This window comes from Sphingomonas sp. (genome assembly GCF_025353885.1).
Lineage (GTDB): Bacteria > Pseudomonadota > Alphaproteobacteria > Sphingomonadales > Sphingomonadaceae > Sphingomonas_O.
The window spans coordinates 11,904-35,612 of the sequence record NZ_JANXNX010000050.1 but is presented as its reverse complement, the minus strand read 5'-3'; the positions used below and the strand labels follow the sequence as shown (position 1 = coordinate 35,612).

Here is a 23,709-nt window from a genome sequence, read left to right as displayed (position 1 = left end):
GCCACACACCCTCGCCTAACGATTGACGTTAACGTCAAGGATTGTGGTGATGCGTTTCGAAGGTACTGGCGACTATATCGCAACCGACGACCTGAAGGTTGCGGTCAATGCCGCGGTGATGCTCCGCCGCCCGCTGCTCATCAAGGGTGAGCCCGGCACCGGGAAGACCGTCCTCGCGCACGAGATCGCCAAGGCGGCCAACGCCCCGCTGATCGAATGGCATGTAAAGTCTACGACCAAGGCGCATCAGGGGCTTTACGAATATGACGCGGTCGCCCGCCTTCGCGACGGCCAGTTGGGGGACGAGCGGGTCCACGACATCAAGAACTACATTCGCAAGGGCAAGCTGTGGGAAGCCTTTACGTCACCTGTGCTGCCCGTCCTGCTCATCGATGAAATCGACAAGGCCGACATCGAATTTCCCAACGACCTGTTGCAGGAACTCGACCGGATGAGCTTCGATGTCTACGAAACGCACGAGACGATTGCGGCGAAGGAGCGCCCGATCGTCGTCATCACGTCGAACAATGAAAAGGAACTACCCGACGCGTTCCTGCGCCGCTGTTTCTTTCACTATATCAAGTTTCCTGATCGCGAGACGATGCAGTCGATCGTCGATGTCCATTTTCCCGGCATCCAGAAAATCCTGGTCAGCCGCGCGATGGACATCTTCTACGAGATCAGGGAGGTCCCGGGCCTGAAGAAAAAGCCCAGCACCAGCGAGTTGCTCGACTGGCTAAAGCTGTTGCTGAACGAAGACATGCCGCTCGAGGTGCTTAAGAACCGCGACCCGACCGAGGCGATCCCGCCCCTGCACGGAGCGCTGTTGAAGAACGAGCAGGACATCATGCTGTTCGAACGCCTCGCCTTCCTGTCGCGCAGGCAGGGCGCCAAAGGTTGATCAGTCGATATAGGCGATCTCGAAATTGCCCCACCGTCGACCGTTGAAGATTAGGGGCACGAAGCAATTCTTGACCGCACGATACCCGTTGACGCCAAGGTCCTGGCGGTAGGTCGTCATCATGAAATCCGCGGTCGACGCGATCCCGCGCGCGGTGGCATCGTCCATGAAGTTGCACTTGTTCCGGCAATTCAGGGCATTCCATGCCGGATCGTCGGGTCGTTGCTGGTGCGACTTGGACGACAAATGAGTGGGAAGATAGCCGTTGATGTCGGTGACGGCAGCACCGATGATACGAGGATCTGACTGCGACACGCGGTCGATGATCGGCTGGAGCAACCGATCCGCCGTGAGGTTGAAGTTATTGTCATACTGCTGCGGATTCGATCCCGGCACCGGGCGATAGGCGGTATCGAAAACGTCGCTGACACTGATTTCTTGCGCCGCGATCGCTGCCTCGACGCTTTTGCGGACCTCCTCGCTGCCATCGATCGCAAGATCGACGAAGCGTCGGTCGTCCAGCGCGAAGCCGGAATGAACGATCAGGTCGAGCATCTCGTTGGCGCGAGTCTCGAGCGCGCCCATTCGGGCATGCGCGACGCCAAGGCGGAGGTCGTTGGCCCGCGCGTCGGTCGAAAAACCGTTGAGTTCGTCGCCCACGCGGCAGACCCGCTGATGAATCATGCTGGTGGCGCGCGCAATGCCCTCGGCCTGCGCGTCCACCTGCTCTACCAGCGCGATAACTTCCGAAACGGTTTCGTTGACGCGCGTGAACCCTTTTTCGGCTTCGCTGGCCCTGGCGACCCCGTCCATGACATCGCGCATGAACCCTTCGCCTTCGCGACCCAGCGATTCCATCGTCAGGCCGATCTCGACGGTCGCGATTCGCGTATCAAGCGCCAGCTTCTTCACTTCGGCGGCGACAACCGCAAATGTGCGGCCTGCTACGCCGGCCTTTTCGGCCTCGATGGCGGCGTTGAGCGCCAGCATGTTCGTGGTCCGCGCGATGCGGTCGATGGTGTCCGTCGTCCGTTTCACTTGCTGCATCGCGGTCGCAAAGCCGGTTAGTTGCAAGCCCAGTCGCTTCACCAGCGCCGTCAGTTCGCCGAACTCGGCAACCGATTGGGTAATGGTCACACCACCTTCAGCAAGCCGACTGCGGACGCTTTCCGACAAAGTGCGTGCTTCGTCGGTGGCATCTGTCGCCTGTCGCTGGTCGATCTCGAGCGACGCCATGACGTTCTGCAACTCGTCGAGCACGCTGATCTGGCGCGTGATGCTGTCGGTGACTGCCTTTACATGGCCAGCGGCGTCAGTGCACCCGATGGCCAGCCCACCCATCTCTCGCGCAGCCTTGTCGACCATCTGCGGGTCGGCCACTTCGATGCGCGATTCGATCATTGTCAATTCCAGGAGATTGCGATTTCCGGCTGAAATAACGCAAATGTTTTGACAGGCCGTTAACCAGCCGATGCTTGCCGCAAACGTAAGGTGGCGGCATAGTGGGATAATGTTTTTCAACTTCCTCGACGAACTGCGCGCCGCAGGTATCCCGGCCAGTATCAGGGAACATCTGATGTTGCTTGAGGCGCTCGACAGCGAAGTCATCGGCCGCACACCTGAGGAATTCTATTACCTGGCGCGCGCTTGCTATGTGAAGGACGAAGGACTGATCGACCGTTTCGATCAGGTCTTCGCCAAAGTCTTCAAGGGCATCGAATCAAGCTTTGGAGACCAGAATGGCGAAGTTCCCGAGGACTGGCTGAAAGCCATCGCCGAAAAGTTTCTGACGCCCGAGGAGATGGAGACAATCAAGAGCCTTGGGTCATGGGAAGAAATCATGGAGACGCTGCAAAAGCGCCTCGACGAGCAGCATGAACGTCATCAGGGCGGCAGCAAATGGATCGGCACCGGCGGCACCTCCCCTTATGGCAACGGCGGCTATAATCCCGAAGGCGTGCGGATCGGCGGCGAAAGCAAGCATGGCCGGGCGTTGAAAGTCTGGGACAAGCGTGAGTTCAGGAATCTCGATTCGACCCGGGAACTGGGCACGCGCAACATCAAGATCGCGCTGCGTCGCCTGCGCCGGTTTGCGCGTGAGGGCGCTGCCGAGGAACTCGACATCAACGGCACGATCGACGGCACCGCGCGGCAGGGCTGGCTCGACATACGGATGCGCCCCGAACGCCACAATGCTGTGAAGCTGCTGCTGTTTCTGGACGTGGGTGGTTCGATGGATCCGCATATCAAGCTATGCGAGGAGTTGTTCAGCGCGGCGACCAGCGAGTTCAAGAACCTCGAATTCTTTTATTTCCACAACTGCCCGTATGAAGGATTGTGGAAAGACAATCACCGCCGCTTTACCGAACGCACTCCGACCTGGGACGTGCTGCATAAATACGGGCATGATTATAAGCTGATCTTCATCGGCGACGCGTCAATGTCACCCTATGAAATCAGCCACCCCGGCGGCTCGGTGGAACACTTCAACGAGGAATCGGGTATAAGCTGGATGCAGCGGCTCACTAATACCTACCCGGCGGCGGCTTGGCTGAACCCGGTTCCAGAGGCGCACTGGGGTTATTCTCAATCGGTGAAGATGATCCGCGAACTCATGGGGCAGCGGATGTATCCCCTCACGCTTGGTGGGCTGGACGACGCAATGCGCGGCCTCACCCGTAAAAGCTAGATCGCGAGTGATTGCGCTAGGCGCGCAATTCCTGGGCTTTCTGGAAATATGTCGCGGCCAGGTGCAGTCGACGCTCGCGGGCCGCCTCCGTAACCGCGCGGGCGGCTGCTGCGGTTTCCTCAGCAGCGCGACGCGAATAAAAAAGCAGGTCAGATGTCACAAACCATCCCCAAACGACTCGGTAGAGTTTTGTTACACCGACGATGGTTAATGAACAGTTACTGTCGGCCACCTGCGCGCAAAATGCGACGGATCAATGCTTACAACGGACGATGAACGACCCCGCCCGTCATTGGTTCCGCAACGCCGGTCGTTCCCGGAAAACTGACAGGCTGCCCGTTAAGCACCCTTACCGCCATATAAGCAAAGCCTTCTGCCTCTGTGGCATCGCCGTTCGCGCCCAGCGCCTCCACCGGTTCGACGCCCAGATTACAGCGGGCGCTCAGCATCGCCATCAATGCGGGATTGTGCCGTCCGCCGCCGGCAACGATGATGCGCTTCGGTCGCGACGGCAACAGGCGTAACGCCAGCGCCACGGTTTCGGCAGTAAACGCGGTCAGGGTCGCGGCACCATCGGCAGCGGACAACCCGCGTGCCGGCTGTATTGAGAAATCGCTGCGATCGAGCGACTTTGGCGGCGCTTCATCGAAGAACGGATTGTCCAGCATGGCGGTCAGCGTGCCCTCATCGACGCGTCCCGAACCTGCCAGCGTTCCGCCCTCGTCGAACCGCCCCCCGGTTTCCTGCGCCACCCAATCGTCGATCAGGCTGTTGGCGGGGCCGGTATCGAATGCGACAATGGCGTCGCCCTCCCCGATCCAGGTAATGTTGCCGACGCCGCCAAGGTTCAGGACCGCAACCGGTTTCTCCAAATCCGCTATCAGCGCGCGGTGGTAAACCGGCAAGAGCGGGGCGCCCTGCCCGCCGTGCGCAACGTCGTTACTGCGGAAATCGGAGACGGTCGTGATCTTTAGCGATTGCGCCAGCACCGCGCCGTCGCCTACCTGCCACGTCCATCCGCGGTCGGGCCGATGCGCGACGGTCTGGCCGTGATACCCGACCACACCGATGCGGTCGGCAGTCACCCCTGTTTCAACCAGCAGTTTGCGCACCGCCATGACATGCATTCGATCGACCAATGCGCCTGCCTTGACCAGGTCGGGACTGGCGCGCGGTCGTGCGAATGTCAGGGCCTGTCGCGATGCTTCGGCAAGCTGCGCCCGCGCCTCGTCACTCCATTGCTCGCACCGGAACGCCATCGGCCAGACCAGGCCAATGCCATCGGTTTCGATGAGCGCCGCGTCGATCCCGTCCAGCGACGTGCCCGACATCAATCCGATACTCAGCATGCTACCCATGTGCCGACCCCCATGCTAAGCGCCCGCGCGCCATGACAGACTATAAATCCGATCTTCTCCGCCTGCTCGATAGCCGCGGCTATGTCCACCAGATCACCGATCCCGTGGGTCTCGACGACCTCGCCACGCGACAGGTCGTTCCCGGTTATATCGGCTTCGACGCGACCGCGCCTTCGCTGCACGTCGGCAGCCTGGTCCAGATCATGATGCTGCGCCGGATGCAGCAGGCGGGGCACAAACCCATCGTCCTGATGGGTGGCGGCACGACCAAGGTAGGTGACCCGTCGGGCAAGGATGAATCGCGACGGATCCTGACCGATGACACAATCAACCAGAATATTGCCAGCATCCGGCGCGTGTTCGAACGCTTCCTGACCTTTGGCGAAGGCCCGACCGATGCCGTGATGGTCAACAACGCCGATTGGCTCGACGCGCTCGAATATGTCCCGTTTCTACGCGACATCGGCAAACATTTCACGATCAACCGCATGCTGACGTTTGACTCGGTAAAGCTGCGGCTTGAGCGCGAACAGCCACTGACTTTCCTCGAATTTAACTACATGATCCTGCAAGCCTATGACTTCCTGGAACTTTCGCGCCGGGCGGGCTTGCGATTGCAGATGGGTGGTTCGGATCAATGGGGCAACATCGTCAACGGCGTGGACCTGACGCGCCGGGTCGACGGGACGCCGCTGTTCGGACTGACGACGCCGCTGATCACGATGGCCGACGGGTCGAAGATGGGCAAGACCGCCAACGGGGCCGTCTGGCTGAATGCCGACGCCCTCAGCCCGTATGATTATTGGCAGTTCTGGCGCAATACGCAGGACGGCGACGTCGGACGCTTCCTGCGCCTGTTTACCGATGTGCCGCTCGACGAAATTGCTCGGCTGGAGGCATTGGAGGGCGCAGAGATCAATGCCGCCAAGAGTATCCTTGCCGATTCCGCCACCACGCTGGCCCATGGGGCCGAGGCCGCCGCCGCCGCCGCGCAGACCGCGCGCAAGACTTTCGACGAGGGCGCGAGCGATGCCGGACTGCCCCAACATGCCGTCACGACCCATGTTATTTCGATTGTCGATGCCCTGCTGGCGCTGAACCTCGTCGCGTCGAAGGGGGAGGCCCGCCGCCTGATCGCGGGCGGCGGCGCGCGCATCGATGGCGAGAAGGTCACCGACGAAGCCGCGCTGATTGCACCGGGGCCAGAACCTGTGCGCGTATCGGCGGGCAAGAAACTTCATGGCCTGATTATCCGGTAAGCAAGCGGTTAACCCTGTCGGTTCATGACACGCTAGCCAGACTGGCCTACGGGAACGGCATGGCAAGTGCCTCGTACAATCTCATCGAACAGGTCGCCGCCGCTGAACGTCGGCGCGCTGAACGGCGCACGGTCGCGCTCGATACGCTGATGGCCGACCGCGAAAGCCGCACTTTTGCGGTGCGTATCCTGAACCTTTCCGAAGTCGGTTTTATGGGGCAATCCGACTGGCTGCTGTGCGAACGCGCACCCGTCCGGGTCGATATTCCCACGATCGGATGGCTGCGTGCCGACATCGTCTGGGTGCTGGGGGACCGTCTCGGCGGCAGCTTCCGCGAAACCGTCGAAGCCGAAGCATTCGCGACATTCGTCAAGGTTTTCGGCGAGCATCCCCGGGGCTAGGGGGTGCGGTTAGTCGTCACCCCGACCGCAACAATGCCACCCCGGCATCCCGCTCGAACAGATACAGCGCCAGCCGCGCCGCCCGGCCACGGTCGCCGTCCAGCCCGCCGTCACGATCCACCAGTAATCGCGCATCGTCATGGGCCGTCGGCGTCAGCGCCACAATCTGTTCGGCCGTCGCCAGCCGAAACCGCGCCTCCCCCGACTGCCGCGTCCCCAGCAATTCGCCGGCCCCGCGCAACCGCAAATCCTCTTCGGCGATGAAAAACCCATCGGTCGAGTTCTTCATCGTCGCCAGCCGGGCGCGCGCGGTCTCGCTCAATGAATTCCCCCGGAGCAGCAGGCAAACCGACCGCTCCGCCCCTCGCCCGACCCGCCCGCGCAGTTGATGCAGCTGCGCGAGCCCAAAGCGTTCGGCATCCTCGATCACGATCAGCGAGGCATTCGGCACGTCGACGCCAACCTCGATAACCGTCGTCGCAACCAGCACGCTCAACGCGCCTTGCTGGAACGCCAACATGACCGCGTCCTTGTCCGGTCCCTTCATTCGGCCATGCACCAGCCCGATCCGGTCCCCAAACCGCGACCTCAGGGCCGCCGCGCGCGCCTCTGCTGCGCTGCGGTCTGCGATCTCGGACTCCTCGACCAAGGGGCAAACCCAGAACGCCTGCCCGCCCCCCTCGATATGGCGTCCTAGCCCGGCGATCACCTCGTCCAGCCGGTCGCCTGCCACAACGCTCGTTTCAACCGGCGTTCGCCCCGGGGGCATTTCGTCGATTCGGCTGACGTCCATCTCGCCGTAATTGGTGAGGGTCAAAGTTCGCGGGATCGGTGTCGCGGTCATCACCAGCAGGTGCGGTGGGCGTTCGGCCTTGGCGGTCAGCAGCATCCGCTGCGCCACACCGAAGCGATGTTGCTCATCGACGACCGCCAGACCCAGCTTTTTATAGGCGACAGCCTCCTGAAATATCGCGTGCGTGCCGATCAGCATGTCGATCGACCCATCGGCCAGCCCCATCAGCGTCGCCTCCCGAACGCGCCCCTTGTCGCGCCCCGTCAGGATTGCGATTCGTACTGGCAGGCCCGACATCATTGCCTGCAAATTGGCGAAATGTTGCCGCGCCAGGATTTCGGTCGGCGCTAGCAAGGCGGCCTGCGCGCCCGCTTCGACCGCAATCAGCATCGCCTCCAGCGCGACCAGTGTCTTGCCCGAGCCGACATCGCCCTGGAGCAGCCGGACCATCGGCGTCGGCTGCGCCATGTCGCCCTCGATCTCGGCCATGACCCGCCGCTGGGCGCCCGTTGGTGCATAGGGCAGGCGCAAGGCGTCACGGTGCCGCCCATCACCGGTCAGCGGTGTGCCCCGCCGTTTCCGCGAGGAGGCCCGCACCAGCATCAATGCCAGTTGATTGGCGAAAACCTCGTCATAGGCGATCCGCTCGCGCGCCAGAGCGTCGTCGGGCGTATGGTGCGCCGTTGCAATCCCCACGCGCCAGCCCGGCCATCCTTTGGCGGCCAGCAGTCCTGGCTCGATCCATTCGGGCAGTTCGGGCGCGCGTCCGATTGCCTGTTCGGCCAACTGTCCCAACCGCCGCGCGGTCAGTCCTTCCGACAGGGGGTAGATCGCCTCTCTCAGCGCAATCTGGTCGTCGGGGGCCAGGATCTGGTCGGGATGAACGATTTGCCGCTCCTGCCCATACAGCTCCAGCTTCCCCGAAATCAGCTTCGGCTCACCCAGCGGCAGCAGCTTGCGAGCATAGCCGGTGCGCGCGCCGAAATACGTCAGACTAAGGTAGTCGCCCGCCAGATCGACGGCCTGAACCCGCAACGGCCCGCGCGACCCGTTTTGCCGATATTCGATTGGCGTTACGACGATAGCGACATGGTCGCCCGGCACCCCATCGTCGAGCCTGTCCAACCGCGTCCGCGTCACCGTCCCTGTTGACAAGTGGAACAGCACATCGACCACCCGCTCCAGGCCCAGGCGCGCCAGCGGCTTGGCAATGCCCGCGCCAACGCCCTTCAGTGCCTCGACTTCGGCGAATAGCGGATTGAGGAGTTCGGGTCGCATGGCTACAGGAGTGCCTACACACAGTCGGGGGGCAAATGAATGCCCGTCGGCCTTTTGCTATTGGAGCTTGAGATTCCAGACCGTGAGATCCGCCTGAAACGCCTTCGCTTTCGTAGCTGGCATCGCGGGACCAAAGAGGCGGACCTGCTGGTTGGCGGCTTCTACGACCGATATTCGGCGGGCTGGAACGATGAAGAGATCACTTGGTTCGAAGCGCTAATGCACGAGGAAGACGTCGAAATCATGGCCTGGGCGATCGGCACCATGCCAGTGCCCGAACGAGCTTCGGGGCCGATGATGATTGCCATGCAGAAACTGGATTATATCGCGGTGGAAAAGTGACGCGTTCGCATGAGATCGAGGATCATATTCTTCCTCCGTCACCCCGGCGCAGGCCGGGGCCTATACGGATGTCAGAAAGACCCGCCCTCTCGATCGAAAGCGCAGTCGAAAGACGGGCCACCGGCGCAACCCTTACAGACCGTGTCTCAACTTCGCTCGATACAAGCGGCGCGATTTGTCGCCGATGGACGCTCATAAATTGACCGAAATCTCCCGCATAACGGCCGCAAAATCCCCGCTGACGCTGGCGGGAGCCCCCAACGGGTTCCTGCCTTGGTTGCTCACCGACCTTGCTCGCGCCGCCCCGAAACGCGCCGTATTCATCGCCGCCGATGAAGCCGAAATGCGCGGGCTGGCCGATGCCGCACAGTGGTTCGCGCCCGAGATTCAGGTCCTCAACTATCCCGCATGGGACTGCCTGCCCTACGACCGCGCATCCCCGTCGCTGCGGGTCACCGCCGAACGCCTGGCCGCACTGTCTGCGCTTCAGGCCAAACCCACCGGCCCCCAATTGCTGCTGACCACGGTCAACGCCGCCACCCAGCGCACGCTCACGCCCTTTCGCCTCCGATCGCTGGTCGCAACGCTGGCGCCCGGCGAACGCATCGACCGCGACTCGCTTGCTCAACTGCTGCAAGCCAATGGCTATATCCGCAGCGAAACCGTGGCCGACTCCGGCGACTTTGCGGTGCGCGGTTCGCTCGTCGACCTGTTCCCCAGCGGCCTGGCCCATGCCCTGCGCCTCGACTTCTTCGGCGATGAAATCGAAAGCGTCCGTACGTTCGACCCGGCCGACCAGCGCACCATCGAACGCATCGACGGCTTCACGCTCCTGCCCGCTTCCGAATCGCTGCTCGACGAGGACTCGATCAAGCGGTTTCGCAGCCGCTACCGTGAAACCTTTGGCGCGACGGCGACCGGCGACCCGCTTTATCAGGCGATCAGCGATGGCCGCCGGCTCGCGGGCATGGACCACTGGCTGCCGCTGATCGAGGAAAAGCTGGGCACGCTGTTCGATCACCTGGGGACCGACGACATCATCGTCCGCGACGCCGGTAGTGGAGGCGCCGCCGAGGCGCGTTTCGAGGCCATCACCGACTATCATTCCAATCGCGTCCGTGCGGCGTCGTCCGACCCTGGCAGCTATCGCCCGCTGAAGCCCGAATCTTTGTATCTTACCGCCGCCGAATGGACCGCCGCGCTCGACAGTCGCCGGGTCCATCTCGCCACCCAGTTCCGCGAACCGCCCTCGGCCACGGTCATCGACTTCGGCATAGAGGGCGCGCGCGATTTCGGACCCGAGCGCAGCCGATCCGAAAACGTCTACGAGGCGCTTGCCGATTACCGGAAAGCAATCGGCAAAACCGGCCTCATCATCGCCAGCTACTCGAACGGTTCCCGCGACCGTCTTTCGGGACTTCTCGCCGAACACGGCCTCGGCAATCAGGCGCTGGCCGACTCGTGGCAAAATGCGCAGGGCATCGCCGCAAAGGGTCAGGTCGCGCTTGCCGTCGTCCCCCTCGACCACGGCTTTGTCGCACCCTCGGTTGCGGTTGTTACAGAACAGGATTTGCTTGGCGACCGGCTCGTCCGTCGCGCCAAACGCAAGAAGAGCACCGATGCCTTTCTGTCCGAACTCGCCGCCATGTCCCCCGGCGACCTCATGGTCCACCGCGACCACGGTATCGGGCGTTACGAGGGGCTGACCTCGATTCCCGTGGGCAAAAGTCCCCATGATTGCGTCGCGCTGACCTATGCGGGCGGCGACAAGCTGTTCGTGCCGGTCGAGAACATCGACATCCTGTCACGTTACGGCTCGGCGAGCGACGTGGCCCAGCTCGACCGCCTCGGCGGCGAGGCATGGCAGCGCCGCAAGGCGACCATGAAGGAGCGTATCCGCGCAATCGCGGGCGACCTCATCCTCGTCGCCGCCGAACGCGCGCTAAAGGCGGCTGACGTCATGGTGCCCGATGCGGCCTATAATGAGTTCGTCGACCGTTTTCCCTATCAGGAAACCGACGACCAGGACCGTGCGATCGCCGATGTCATCGAAGACCTTGGCGCGGGCAAGCCGATGGATCGCCTCGTCTGCGGCGATGTCGGTTTCGGCAAGACCGAAGTCGCCTTGCGCGCGGCATTTATCGCGGCGATGAGCGGCCAGCAGGTCGCGCTGGTCTGCCCAACGACGCTGCTCGCCCGCCAGCATCACAAGACTTTCCTCGAACGCTTTCAAGGCTTTCCACTGAAAGTTGGTCGCCTGTCGCGGCTGGTCCCCGGCACCGAGGCCACCGCCACCAAGGCGGGTATGGCGGACGGCACGCTCGACATCGTCATCGGCACCCATGCCATCCTTGCCAAGACCGTGGAGTTCAAGCGCCTCGGGTTGGTGATCGTCGACGAGGAGCAGCGTTTCGGCGTCACCCACAAAGAGCGACTGAAGGCCCTAAAGACTGACGTCCATATGCTGACCCTGACCGCGACGCCGATCCCCCGGACCTTGCAAATGGCCATGTCGGGCCTGCGCGAACTGTCGGTCATTCAGACCCCGCCGGTCGATCGCCTCGCCGTCCGCACTTATGTCATGCCATGGGATCCGGTGGTGTTGCGTGAAGCCCTGCTTCGCGAACATTATCGCGGGGGCCAGAGTTTCTTTGTCACCCCGCGCATTTCCGACCTGCCCGACATCGAGGCATTTTTGCTGAAGGAAATCCCCGAAATCCGCGCCGTCACCGCGCACGGTCAGATGTCGCCCACCCAAGTCGAGGAGCGAATGTCGGCTTTCTATGACCGCAAATACGATGTGCTGCTGTCGACCACGATCGTCGAATCGGGCCTCGATATCCCGAGCGCCAACACGATGATCATCCACCACGCCGACCGCTTCGGCCTGGCCCAGCTTTATCAGCTTCGTGGCCGCGTCGGACGGTCAAAGACCCGCGCCTATGCCTATATGACGACGGGCAAGGACCGTTCGATGACCGAGGGCGCGGAAAAACGCCTGAAGGTATTGAGCGATCTCGATACCCTGGGTGCCGGTTTCCAGCTTGCCAGTCACGATCTGGATATTCGCGGCGCGGGCAATCTTTTGGGTGACGAACAGTCGGGCCATATTCGCGAAGTTGGCTTCGAATTGTATCAATCCATGCTCGAAGACGCGATAATTGATGCAAAAGCGGGCGGAATCGTAGCCGCCCGCAAGGCCGATTTGTCACCGCAAATCACCGTCGACGCCCCGATCCTGATTCCCGACGACTACGTCCCCGACCTCGACCTCCGCATGAGCCTCTACAGACGTGTCAACGAGATAGACAACCAACTTGCGATCGAGGCCTTCGGAGCAGAGATCATCGACCGCTTCGGCCCCCTGCCCGATGCCACCGAAAACCTTCTCACCCTGATGGCGATCAAGCTCAACGCCCGTAGTGCGGGGATTGCCAAGATCGATGTCGGACCACGCGGTGCCTTGGTCAGTTTCTGGCAGGAAGGATTCTCGAACGTCCCCGGCCTGCTTAACTATGTCGAGCGTTTAAAGGGTGTCGCCAAACTGCGTCCCGACAGCAAGCTGGTCATCGCTCGTGAATGGGGCGACCCGAAGTCGCGCCTCAACGGCGCGCTCCAGATATCGAAGGGGCTGGCAAAGATCGCTGCGTAACCAATTCCGCCAGCGCCTCCACCGTCAGCGGGGCCGCGCACAGGAACCCCTGGTAGTAATTGCAACCTTCCTGCGCCAGCAGGGTCAGTTGCTCTTCGGTTTCGACACCCTCGGCGATCACCGCCAGCCCCAGCGATCGCGCCATGTTGATCACGCCACGCACGACGATCCGATCGCGCGGGGTGCCGGCGATATCCTGCGCCAGATGTTTGTCGATCTTCAGATAATCGAGGGGCAGCGCCTTCAAATAAGCCAGGCTGGAATATCCGGTTCCGAAGTCATCGATGGCGACCCGGCACCCCTCGGCACGCAAGGTCGCGAGCAGCGTCGCCGCCGCGTTCAGGTCTTCGATCAGGCCGTTTTCGGTAATTTCCACGGTCAGCCGCGCGCGGGGAAAGCCGGTTTCATCGATCATCGCCAAGAACGTCTCGACGAAGCCGGGGCGGCCGATGTCTTCCGCCGTGACGTTCACCGACAGGCGCAATTTCTCCAGCACGATCGGCCACGCTGCCGCCCTGGTTGCGGCCCGGCGCTGCACATGGGTCGAAAGTGCCGTCAGATAGTCGGACCGTTTCGCGACCGAAAACAGGGTCTCCGCACCCAGCTCGCCATGTTGGGGGTGCCGCCAGCGGGCCAGTGCCTCGACCCCGATAATGCGCCCTGTCGTCACTGAAACCTGAGGCTGAAACAGAATGTCGATCTCATCGTTGTGCAGCGCACGGCGAAGATCGGTTTCCAGACCGGCATCGAACAATGCGGTGCCCTCATCCTTTTCGCTCAACACCCGCACGGGAACATCGTCGTCGCGCGCCGCCGCTAGCGCGACCTGGGCCCGGCGCAGCACGTCGGATTCCCGGTCACCAGTGCGGGTATCGACGATGCCGACACAGGCGCCCAGCGCCACAAAATGATCCCCCGCCATGAACGGGCGTTCGATCTGGGTAACGATGCGATCCGCCAACGCCAATCGACCGGTAATACCCATCTGCCCCGGCACCACGATGAAGTCCGTGCCGTCTGATCGCGCGACGATTGCGGTTCCTGCGGAAACCTCCCTGGCCGCCGCCGCGATCCGCCGTTCCACCGCCACCAGCAAGGCATCGCCGGTGACCCGTCCGAACGCGGCATTGATAGCGTCGAACCGTTTCAATCCGACCAGCATCAGCGCCGTCGGCCCTGCCAGTAACTGTTCCTGCACACTGCCCGCGACCGATCGGATTTCGGACCCGGGGTCGTTTGGCGCAATCACGGTGCGTTCGGCGCGTCGCCTGCCCCCCGCCAGTGCCAGCCGCTCGACGTGCCGCGCCGCCAGCAGCAGCGCGGCGTCCAGCAACTCGACGGTAAACGGTTCGGCGACAACGTGCGTAGCGCCCGCCTCGAACGCGGCTTCGAAAGCGGTCTGGTCGGGAAGCAGCGCTACCAGGGCACCCCGCATGGTCGCGATCGCCGGACCCATTGCCGCCAGTCCGACAGGCGGCCCTCGGCGCAAATCGACCAGCACGACCCTTGATGTGTCCGCTCCGGGCTCTTCCGGTTCCGTCGCGACCCGCCAGCCCAATTGCCTGAGCGCGGCAACACGCGGGTCGTCGGGCAGCGGCGCAAGCGCAAACCCCACAGGGTTCGCCGCGCGCTCGACTTCACCCGATTTTTCCTTCTCGCGCAAAATCATCCCCTTGCCGGGCGTTGCTAACGGGTGTTTCCCCCGCCGCCAATTGCCATAACTCGATAGGACCCTTACCTGTCGATAATGGTGCAAAGCGTTAATCCAGCGAAAACTCTGCGCGACGGCTTTGGCCGGAATATCGACTATGTCCGCCTGTCACTAACCGATCGGTGTGATCTGCGCTGCCGTTATTGCATGGCCGAGGATATGATCTTCCTGCCCCGCTCCGAAATCCTGACGCTAGAGGAGATTGCCGTGCTGGCGCGGCGGTTCGTCGCCCGCGGGGTTAAGCGCATCCGGCTGACCGGGGGCGAACCGCTGGCCCGGCGCGGCGCGGTCCAGGTTACGCAAGCGATCGGTCAACTGATCGGCCGCGGCCTCGACGAAGTGACCATGACCACCAATGCGACGCGGCTGCGCGAACATGCGCCTGCGTTGCGCGCGGCGGGGCTCGCCCGCATCAATGTCAGCCTCGACACCCGCGATCCTGACAAGTTTCGCCATATCACGCGCCACGGTGATGTCGCCCAAGTGCTCGACGGTATCCAGGCCGCCAAGGAGGCGGGCATGGGTGTCAAAATCAACATGGTCGCGTTGAAGGGCGTCAATCAGGATGAAATCGAGCCGATGCTGGCATGGTGCGGCGAACAGGGGTTTGGCCTCTCGTTGATCGAGACCATGCCGCTCGGCGTGATCGAGGATGATAGGACCGATCGTTTCCTGTCGTTAGCCGTGGTCAAGGAACAGCTTGAGGCACGCTACACGCTCGTGCCCAGTGCAAAACGAACCGGCGGGCCTGCGCGCTACTGGTCGGTTCCTGCGCTTGGCGCGACGCTCGGCCTCATTTCGCCGCTGACCCGCAATTTTTGCGAGGGCTGCAATCGTATTCGCGTTTCGGCTTCGGGCCAGCTCTTCATGTGCCTCGGCCACGAAGACCGCGTCGATTTGCGGGAGGCGCTGCGGTCTGACGATCCCGCATTGCTCGATGATGCGATCGATCGCGCGCTCGGCGCCAAGCCGAAGGCGCATGATTTCCTGATCGGAACACCCGCGACGTCGCGTCACATGAGCGTGACCGGCGGATGATCGCCGAACCCAAACGCGCACTGCTCGTTTCCCCCACCGATGCCGCCGAAGAAGCCGCTGTGTCGCTGCGCGCGCGGCGCGATTGGGTCAGCGTCCGCGACGCAGATATGATCGTGGCGCTGGGTGGCGACGGATTCCTGCTCCAGACATTGCACGCGATGCTGGAGGAACGCCGCATTCTGCCGGTGTTCGGCATGAATCTTGGCACCGTCGGTTTCCTGATGAATGAATGGCGTGAAAAGCGGCTCGATGAGCGGATCGACAACGCCAAGCTGTTCAACGTGACGCCGTTGCGCATGGAGGCCGAGACGATCGACGGGCAAAAGATTTCGCTGCCCGCCATCAATGAAGTATCGCTGTTGCGCGAAACCCGTCAGACCGCCAAGCTGGAGGTCGAAGTCAACGGTCGCGTCGTCCTGCCCGAGCTGGTTTGCGACGGTGTCCTGGTCGCAACACCAGCGGGTTCGACCGCCTATAATCTGTCGGCCCATGGCCCAATCCTGCCGCTCGGGTCGGCGCTGCTGGCCCTGACGCCCATCAGCCCGTTTCGCCCGCGACGCTGGCGCGGGGCGATCCTGCCAGAAACCGCAGTCATCAAGTTTCGCGTGCTCGATCCGGTAAAACGGCCCGTATCTGCGGTTGCCGATCAGCGCGAGGTTCGTGACGTAGCGACGATCACCGTGTCGATCGATCGCACTTCGACGCTGAAATTACTCTTCGATCCAGAACACGCACTTGATGATCGCATCGCGATGGAACAATTCGTCGTCTGACCCTTGCATCCTTCGGAAAACCGGTGCTAGGAGCGCGCCTTCGTTAGTGTTCCCCGGTAGCTCAGCGGTAGAGCATTCGACTGTTAATCGAATGGCCGCCTGTTCGAATCAGGCCCGGGGAGCCACTGACCGTCCGCTTCGGTCGGCTTAAAAGCCTTTGGCGATCGAGAAGAAGGCGCGTGCCGATCGCAACCCCGATACGCGTTGCAACGGTACGCCTAGCTCAGCCGAAAACGACAGTCCCGCCATTACGAAACGCGTCCCGACGCCCACCGACGACAGGCTTTCGCTGCGGGGCTGGCTGCTCTGCCGCCCCGACTGGAACACCGCACCGCCATCGGCGAACGAGAATAGCTCCGCCTGCCGTGGTCCGCTCCTGCGATCCCGGATCCGGTAGCCGATTTCGATTCCGCCCGCGATACCATGGTCGCCCGTCAGGGCGTTGAAGTCATAGGCCCGGCCGATTGCGCTGCCACCCAGCGAGAACTCTTCTGGCGACAACACCGGGCGGCTCACATACTGGCCCGCAAAGTTTGCCCGCAAGGTCATAGTCTTGCTCAGCGGGTGGGCAAGCTGGACGTTTGCGCTCGCCTTGGAAAAAATGCCGCTGCCATCAATCCGTGAGGCCAGTGGGTCGTCGCGCCGGGTGACGCCGTCGAACCCCAGCCCGCGCGCGAAGGCAAATTGTCCTTCGAAGCGCGTCTTGCCACCGCTGGTAACGTCGAGAGCGACCCGTGCCACGCGCAGACGGTCGCGCTGGATGCGCACGCGGTCGAGGTCGTTAACGCTGCGCCAGTCGGATACCGACAGCCGGGCGACGGCGGTCAGGGCCCGGCTTCGCACCAGTGGATAGGACAGTTGGGCGGCAAAGCTGTACGACGCCCCATCGAGTCTGCCGAATGAGTAGAGCTGATACTGGTCGCCGCGTGACGCCGACACACCGATCCGCCAGCCGTCGGGACCGACCGGCACGCTGGCGGCGGCCTGCCCATACAGATAATGATAGCGACGGCCGGGTATCGCGAAGACGGCGATGTTTGCTTCGTCGCCAGCGATGACCACTGAATTGACGGTCGCCGCCGTGTAGAGCCGCTCGCGACCGGCCTGGTCGGTGCCGCGATTGTCGGCATAGACCAGCGCTTCAGCGCCGTCGTGCGTCACGATGATTGTAAGCTGGTGGTTTGCGGCGTTACCCGGAGAGCGGCTGAGACGGACGTCGGACACGGCCATTCCCGGCATGTCGCGGATCAGGCCGATTACCCGTTCCAGGGTTTGCGAATTAAGCGGTTGTTCCTTCACCAGCCGCGCCACCATCGCTTCGACCGCACGCGTGCGGGGACCTCCACCCTGAACCACAACCTTGTCGACGCAACCCTCAACGACGGCGATCCGGACGATGCCGCCCGCCACATTCTGGGCGGGTAAAACCGCATAGGACAGAATATACCCGGCGCTGCGATAGCGCCGCGTGATCCTCGCGACGATTTCCTTCAGCGTGTCGGTGTCCACTGTGGTTGCAAGATAGGGCTCGAATTCGTTGGACAGCTGGGTTGGCGTGAAGACCGTTGCGCCTTCGATATGAACCGAGCCCAGGACAAACTGAGTGTTGACGCCAGCGCCAACGCCGGCGGGCGTGCGTGGTAGACTCACCCGCGGGGCTGCCACCGGCGAGGGGGCAGGCTGGGGTATCGTTCGTTCGATGGCACCCGGATCGTTCGCCACCTGCGCCGCAGCATCAGGTGCAAATCCGAGGCTGGCAGCAGCGATCGCCAAAGCCATCAGGGCCGGTGTTAAAAAGTAAGTAGCGATACGACACCTGATTATTTCTGTTGCGAAACGAAGCACTTGGCTGGTTCGCATCTTATGTCGAGGCCGTTAATTTATCACAAAGGCCGCGACGCCCGCCATTAAACCTTTCAATAACCATTTTAGCTTACAAAGCCTTATCGCTCAGGGGCTTAGACCCATCCTATGAAAGCCTGCCGCGCGGGCAACGCATGACGCCGTGCTTCCGCCTACGCGCAGCAATAATGATAGGGATTATCGTGGGCAGAACGACAAAAATCATCGCGGCGATGCTGCTTGGAGCGTCGACTTCGGCCATCGCTGCGGGTGCGCCCGAGGGACCCTGGAAAGTCAGCCAGCGGAGCGGCGATGCCCATGTTCTGCGCACTGGCTTCCAGTCAGTCGTGCTTCAGACAAATGCGGCGCTGGCGCCCGGCGACGTCGTTGTCACCGGACCCGGCGGTCGCGCGACCCTGACGCGCGGGGCCGACTATATCGTTGTCTCCCCCGGCAGCCGGTTGCAGGTCCCACAGGCCGAACAGGTGAGTGGCTTTACCCATATCGTCCAGCAGGCTGGAACATTGCTGTACAAGATCAGGCACATGGCGATCCCGCATTTCCAGGTGGAAACGCCGATGCTGGCCGCCGTCGTGAAGGGTACTACTTTCACGATCATCGTCGACAAGGATCGTAGCGCCATCCAGGTGATCGACGGCGCAGTCGAGGTTTCGGCGATTACAGGCGGGATGCATCGCCTGGTCACCAACGGCGACACTGTGTTCGTCAAGCATTCGAATCCGAAGTCGCTTGTGCTCGCCAACGTCGCGAGCATCGGCGAGGCTGAAAAGGGATCTGAACGTACCGTTGTTGTTGCTGCGTCGGAGGATGTATCGCTGTCGACGGTCGCGCAGCTGTCGGGTGGCCTGATGAGTGTCGATCCGGTGCCGGTAAAGACGATGCAGGCGGCGGTTACACGGCCCGCTCAGATCGCTCTGCTCGAAAAACCGTCGGCGCAGGCGCCCGCTTCTAGTACGCCCAGTGACCCGGTGATCGTACCGGTAACGACACCTCCAGTCGCCGTTACCCCGGTCACGGTGCCAGTCGTGACCGCGCCAGTCGTGACGGTCCCCGTCGCAACAGTGCCGGTTGTCACGCCTCCGGTCGTCACAGCGCCGGTCATTTTGCCACCAGTGACGCTGCCACCAACCACAGTTCCAGTCGTCACGCCGCCCGTGACATTGCCACCGGTCACCGTGCCGCCGGTAACGTTACCCCCAATCACGACGCCGCCGGTGACCGTGCCAGTGACATTGCCCCCGGTGACGACCCCACCCGTGGTCATGATACCGCCCGGCGGTGGTGAGGGTGGTGACAACGGCAAACATTTCGACAACGACAAGATCAAGCTGCCGAAGCTGCCCAAGCCGCCCAAGGGCAAGGACGACTGACCGCCAGTGCGCCGGATTGACGGGTCTCTGACGTTATCGAAAGCAATCGCCCGATGACCACAGTGCGATCGCTATCATTGCGCGCACGCGTCGCGCTGGTGGCTGGCGCGCTTGTGACAACGGTTGCAATGTTCTCTTTCGGCTGGTTCGAACCCATCGAGGATCGGCTGACCGCGGCCCGCGCCAGTCTGCTCGACAGCGCTCCGACAGGGCAGGTCGCGGTCGTGGAAATCGACGCCCGCAGCCTCGCCCGTCTTCATCACTGGCCCTGGTCCCGTCACTATCATGCGGGTGTCGTGGAACGGTTGCACGCCGCGGGTGCCAATCTGATCGCCTTCGATGTCGATTTCAGCGCCCCTTCGGAAGCTTCCGGCGACGCCGCGTTCGCCAACGCCATCCGTCAGGCGCAACCCGTTATCCTGCCGATTTTCCAGCAACGCGCCTCAGATCAGGCGACAGCAAGCTCGGCCATCGAAAGCAAGCCCGCCACCGTGTTTGAAACGGCCTGGGTCGGGGGCGTCAATATTTTTCCCGGGATCGATGGCGTCGTCCGCGACTATCCCGCAGCGACAATGATCGCCGGCCATATCAGGCCGTCGATCTCGGCATTGCTGGCCGAAAACGATACGCTGGGAGACCGCGTGTTCCAGCCTGACTGGGCCATAGACGTCCGCAAAATCCCCCGCTTTTCATTCGTCGACGTCCTGGCGGGGCGCATCCCGGCGAGGGACCTTGCTGGAAAGCGGATCATCATCGGGGCAACGGCGATCGAACTGGGCGACCATTACGTCGTGCCACGCTTTGGCAGCATCCCCGGCGTCGTCATCCAGGCGCTTGCAGCAGATTCGTTGATCCAGGGTCGCGCGCTCATGCGCACCGGCTGGCTGCCCACGTTGGTCGCCGCTGCATTGGTCGCGCTGGTCCTGGGGCTGGGCGTGTATCGGCGCTTTCGATATTCTTTCAGCGCCGCTGCGCTCGCGGTCGTCAGCGTAACGCTGGCGCTCCCCATTGCCCTGCAATCGCGGTGGCCGGTCTCGATCGATTCCGCGCCGGTCTTGTTCGTGGCGCTGGTCGTGACTGCCGCGCGCGTTGCGTTTGAACTACGCCGCCAGCTCGTTTTGCGGGCGCTTCTGGATAGCGAAACCAAGCTGCCCAACCGCCAAAGCCTGGAGATCGCCCTCGCGGCGTCGGTCAAGGACCCCTGCGTGCTGGCAGCGGCGGGGCTCGAGCGCTTCGAATTGATCCGCGACGCCCTCGGCATGGCGGCGGTCACCGACATGGTGAAGGAGATTGCCGCCCGTATCGAAGCCGCCATCGATGGCCCGGTCTATCGCATTGCCCCCGACGTGGTGGCATGGTGCCAGCCCGCCGAAGAGGATGCCGCCATTGCCGCGCGCGTCGTCGCCATCACCCAGGGTTTTCGCCAGCCGGTGTCGACCAGCGCCGGGCTGGTCGACGTTGGACTGACGGTAGGGCTGGACCGGGATGGCGGGGCGGGTCTGGTGGTGCTGCGGATCGAACATGCCCTGGCCGCGATCGGCACAGCGCGGGCGGCGGGCGACCTTTGCCACTGGTATCAGGGTGCCGACCCCACGGTCCGTCGCAAGGTTTCGCTGATGGGTGAACTGCGCAACGGACTGGCTGCCGGTGATGTCACCGTGTTTTACCAGCCAAAACTGGATCTGCGCCGCAACCTGATTGCCGATGCAGAAGCGCTGGTACGCTGGTATCATCCGACCCAGGGCAATATTTCTCCCGACGAATTTATTCCGCTCGCCGAAACGACGGGCGTGATTTCGGAGGTTACTGACTATGTGCTGCGGACTGCGCTGAACGACTGTGCGCGGTGGCAGGGGATGGGCACGCCGATGCGGGTCGCGATAAATGCGTCGGCCGGCGATATCGCCAACGCCCATTTCGCCGACAAGATCAAATCGCTGCTGCATGATTTTGGCCTGCCGCCCTCGGCCATCGCCATCGAGATCACCGAAAGCGCGCTGATCCGTTCGCCCGACGTTGCCATCTTCGTGCTGAAGTCCTTGCGCGAATTTGGCGTGCGCCTCTCGATCGACGATTACGGGACGGGCCTGTCCACGTTGTCCTATTTGAAGCAACTTCCGGTCCATGAACTGAAGATCGACAAGTCCTTTGTGACGTCGCTTTGTCAAAAAAACAGCGATAGCGACACGATCATGGTGCGTTCGACCATCAATCTCGCTCACGACCTCGGGCTTCAGGTGGTCGCCGAAGGGATTGAGGACCAGGCGACAATCGACCTGTTGCGCACGTTCGGGTGCGATTATGCGCAGGGATATTTCATCGGCAAGCCTATGCCATTCGATGCGCTGACCCAATTGGTGAACCATCGGGCCGAGCCGGTGCGCCTGATCGCCTGAATACGATCACCTCACCGCCGCTCGGCCGCCCTAGCCGTTACCCCGCCTTTTTCGCGGCGATCCAGCGGTCGATCTTTGCTTCCAGCACACCCATCGGCAGCGCGCCCGACATCAGGACCTGCGCATGGAACTCCCGCACATCGAATTTCGGGCCGAGCGCCGTTTGCGCCTTGGCCCGCAAGCGCTGGATGGTCAGCGCCCCGATCTTGTAAGCCAGCGCCTGGCTTGGAATGGCGATATAACGCTCGACCTCGGCCGTCGCGTCGGTCCGGCCCATTGCTGAATTGTCGAGCATATAGGCAATCGCCTTGTCCCGACTCCATCCCTGTGCATGAATGCCGGTATCGACCACCAGCCGCATGGCGCGCAGGATTTCGTCGTTCAAATGGCCGTAATATTGGTACGGGTCGGTAAACAGGCCCAGCTCGCGCCCGAGGCTTTCGGAATAGAGCGCCCAGCCCTCGACATAGGCAGTATTACCGCCGAACCGCTGGAACGCGGGCAGTGACGTATTTTCCTGCGCCAGGCTGATCTGGAAATGATGCCCGGGCCGTCCCTCGTGTAGGAACAGCGTCTCGTCACCCCAGGTGAATCGCGATGGCAGATCGTAACTATTGTAAAAGAAAATCCCCGGTCGCGAACCGTCGGGCGTGCCCCCCTGATATGATCCTGCCGCGTCGGTTTTCTCTTTATAGGACGGCACCGCGCGGATCTCGAGCGGCGACTTGGGGATGGTGTCGAACTCGCGGGGGATCGTCACCGACAGGCGCTTGTCGATGGACAGGTACGAATCGCGCATCGCGGCGGCGGACACGGGCGCGAACTTCTTGTCGGTCCGCATATATTCAAAGAACTGCGCCAGCGTCCCCTTGAACGCCACCTGCGTCTTGACCTTCTCCATCTCGCCATGGATACGCGCCACCTCCGACAGGCCGAGCGCGTGGATCGCCTCTGGGGTCATGTCGGTCGTCGTCGTCTGAGCAACCAGATAGCGGTAATAGGCCGCCCCGCCCGGCATCTGCCCCAACCCGACGCTCTCACGCGCTTTCGGCAGGTAATCGTTCTTGATGAAATCGCGCAGCCGTGCGTGCGCCGGGTTCAGCCGGTCGCGGATGAACGCCGCATAGGCGGTCTTCAGGCGCGCCTGATCCGCCGCCGGAATGCCCTCGGGAAATTTGGTCACGGGTTTGTAGAAGGTCGACCCCTCAACCCCCTGCCCGATCAGCGCGTCGAGTTGTCCGACGACATTGACCATCACCAGCTTAGGATTGGTCACGCCATCGGCCAGCCCCTCGCGCATCCGTCCGACCGAGCGGTCGAGGAACGTGATATAGCCTTCGAGCCGAACCAGGTTATTGTCGTAATCGGCCACGGTCTTGAACGGCGCGGCACCATCCCCCGACGACACATCGGGCATCATCGTCTGGAACCCGGAGAAATGGTCGATGGGCCGGTCGGTCGCAGTCCGTAGCAATCCGGGTTCGAACCCGCGCAGGCTCATCTCGGTCTGGTATTTGAAGACATCGTAGGAAATCTGGTCGTCGGCATTGAGCCTGGCCCGGGCGATCGCCTTCAGTGCGGTCAGGCTCTGCTCGGCCGCCGCCTTCTCGCGCGCCATGAAGTCGTTCGTGATGAAGTCGCCGAACTGCCCGCCAAACCGTGCGTCCCCGCGAAACAGCGCAAACAGCGGGCTGCGCTTCAACTGCCCCTCGTCGCTGTCCTCGAATATTTTGCGTAGCGCCTGGCTCTGAGCCGGAACAGCAGCAGCGGTGGCTGCCTTTTGCGCGCCGACGACCGCCGGGTTCAACAGGACCGCCGAGGCAGTGGCAAGGATCAGGAAACGCAAACGCATGGGATTTTCTCCGATAGAATTGCCCTGTGTGCT

Annotated in this window: 17 protein-coding genes and 1 tRNA gene; 11 read left to right on the top strand and 7 right to left on the bottom strand. The window is 62.5% G+C overall.

The features are described 5' to 3' along the window. The first annotated feature begins 49 nt into the window (after positions 1 to 49). Positions 50 to 901, top strand: a complete 852-nt coding sequence (locus Q0R02_RS05380) for a MoxR family ATPase (RefSeq protein WP_293881473.1) — start codon at positions 50 to 52, stop codon at positions 899 to 901. Here the strand turns inward: Q0R02_RS05380 and Q0R02_RS05375 are convergent, their stop codons facing one another. Beyond that, positions 902 to 2,302, bottom strand: a complete 1,401-nt coding sequence (locus Q0R02_RS05375; protein ID WP_293881472.1) for a methyl-accepting chemotaxis protein — start codon at positions 2,300 to 2,302, stop codon at positions 902 to 904. A 109-nt stretch (positions 2,303 to 2,411) separates the two neighbouring features. On the opposite strand from Q0R02_RS05375, the gene Q0R02_RS05370 reads away from it, so the two are divergent. Beyond that, the gene (locus Q0R02_RS05370) at positions 2,412 to 3,590 is read left to right on the top strand and encodes a VWA domain-containing protein (protein ID WP_293881471.1); all 1,179 of its coding nucleotides are present in this window, start codon (positions 2,412 to 2,414) and stop codon (positions 3,588 to 3,590) included. A 16-nt stretch (positions 3,591 to 3,606) separates the two neighbouring features. Here Q0R02_RS05370 and Q0R02_RS05365 read toward each other — a convergent pair whose 3' ends face one another. Together Q0R02_RS05365 and Q0R02_RS05360 are read right to left on the bottom strand one after the other, a co-directional pair. After that, a complete protein-coding gene (locus tag Q0R02_RS05365) occupies positions 3,607 to 3,750 on the bottom strand; it encodes a hypothetical protein (protein ID WP_293881470.1) in 144 nt (47 codons plus the stop codon). A 100-nt stretch (positions 3,751 to 3,850) separates the two neighbouring features. Beyond that, complete coding sequence (locus Q0R02_RS05360; RefSeq protein WP_293881468.1) at positions 3,851 to 4,948, bottom strand: anhydro-N-acetylmuramic acid kinase; 1,098 nt, start codon at positions 4,946 to 4,948, stop codon at positions 3,851 to 3,853. A gap of 32 nt (positions 4,949 to 4,980) precedes the next feature. Here Q0R02_RS05360 and tyrS point away from each other — a divergent pair, with 32 nt between their 5' ends. Beyond that, complete coding sequence (gene tyrS / locus Q0R02_RS05355) at positions 4,981 to 6,207, top strand: tyrosine--tRNA ligase (RefSeq protein WP_293881467.1); 1,227 nt, start codon at positions 4,981 to 4,983, stop codon at positions 6,205 to 6,207. Between the two features lie 59 nt (positions 6,208 to 6,266). Further along, positions 6,267 to 6,608 (top strand): hypothetical protein, encoded by a 342-nt coding sequence (locus tag Q0R02_RS05350; RefSeq protein WP_293881466.1) that lies wholly within the window; start codon positions 6,267 to 6,269, stop codon positions 6,606 to 6,608. Positions 6,609 to 6,624: 16 nt separating this feature from the next. Here Q0R02_RS05350 and recG read toward each other — a convergent pair whose 3' ends face one another. Further along, positions 6,625 to 8,679 carry an ATP-dependent DNA helicase RecG gene (recG, locus tag Q0R02_RS05345; protein ID WP_293881464.1) on the bottom strand — a complete coding sequence of 685 codons (2,055 nt, stop codon included), beginning with the start codon at positions 8,677 to 8,679 and terminating at the stop codon, positions 6,625 to 6,627. A gap of 39 nt (positions 8,680 to 8,718) precedes the next feature. Between recG and Q0R02_RS05340 the strand changes: the two genes are divergently transcribed. Beyond that, positions 8,719 to 9,021, top strand: coding sequence for a succinate dehydrogenase assembly factor 2 (locus Q0R02_RS05340; RefSeq protein WP_293881463.1), 303 nt, complete (start codon positions 8,719 to 8,721; stop codon positions 9,019 to 9,021). Positions 9,022 to 9,220: 199 nt separating this feature from the next. Further along, a complete protein-coding gene (gene mfd / locus Q0R02_RS05335) occupies positions 9,221 to 12,673 on the top strand; it encodes a transcription-repair coupling factor (RefSeq protein ID WP_293881462.1) in 3,453 nt (1,150 codons plus the stop codon). Here the strand turns inward: mfd and Q0R02_RS05330 are convergent. Beyond that, positions 12,624 to 14,336 (bottom strand): bifunctional diguanylate cyclase/phosphodiesterase, encoded by a 1,713-nt coding sequence (locus Q0R02_RS05330; protein WP_293881460.1) that lies wholly within the window; start codon positions 14,334 to 14,336, stop codon positions 12,624 to 12,626. The two genes, mfd and Q0R02_RS05330, sit on opposite strands and share 50 nt — an antisense overlap. Before the next feature lie 84 nt (positions 14,337 to 14,420). On the opposite strand from Q0R02_RS05330, the gene moaA reads away from it, so the two are divergent. From moaA to Q0R02_RS05315, 3 genes are all read left to right on the top strand, one after another. Next, positions 14,421 to 15,422 carry a GTP 3',8-cyclase MoaA gene (moaA, locus tag Q0R02_RS05325; protein ID WP_293881458.1) on the top strand — a complete coding sequence of 334 codons (1,002 nt, stop codon included), beginning with the start codon at positions 14,421 to 14,423 and terminating at the stop codon, positions 15,420 to 15,422. Then, positions 15,419 to 16,195 (top strand): NAD kinase, encoded by a 777-nt coding sequence (locus Q0R02_RS05320; protein WP_293881456.1) that lies wholly within the window; start codon positions 15,419 to 15,421, stop codon positions 16,193 to 16,195. Before moaA ends, Q0R02_RS05320 begins: the two co-directional genes overlap by 4 nt. A 50-nt stretch (positions 16,196 to 16,245) precedes the next feature. After that, positions 16,246 to 16,320: transfer RNA gene (locus Q0R02_RS05315), tRNA-Asn, on the top strand. Positions 16,321 to 16,342: 22 nt separating this feature from the next. Here Q0R02_RS05315 and Q0R02_RS05310 read toward each other — a convergent pair. Next, a complete protein-coding gene (locus tag Q0R02_RS05310; RefSeq protein WP_293881454.1) occupies positions 16,343 to 17,974 on the bottom strand; it encodes a ShlB/FhaC/HecB family hemolysin secretion/activation protein in 1,632 nt (543 codons plus the stop codon). Between the two features lie 266 nt (positions 17,975 to 18,240). Between Q0R02_RS05310 and Q0R02_RS05305 the strand changes: the two genes are divergently transcribed. Both Q0R02_RS05305 and Q0R02_RS05300 read left to right on the top strand, forming a co-directional pair. Next, complete coding sequence (locus Q0R02_RS05305; protein ID WP_293881452.1) at positions 18,241 to 19,428, top strand: FecR domain-containing protein; 1,188 nt, start codon at positions 18,241 to 18,243, stop codon at positions 19,426 to 19,428. 53 nt (positions 19,429 to 19,481) lie between these two features. Next, entirely contained in the window at positions 19,482 to 21,824 is a 2,343-nt protein-coding gene (locus Q0R02_RS05300; protein WP_293881450.1) for an EAL domain-containing protein, read from the top strand. Positions 21,825 to 21,861: 37 nt separating this feature from the next. Here Q0R02_RS05300 and Q0R02_RS05295 read toward each other — a convergent pair whose 3' ends face one another. Further along, a complete protein-coding gene (locus Q0R02_RS05295; RefSeq protein ID WP_293881448.1) occupies positions 21,862 to 23,676 on the bottom strand; it encodes a DUF885 family protein in 1,815 nt (604 codons plus the stop codon). Positions 23,677 to 23,709: the final 33 nt, after the last annotated feature.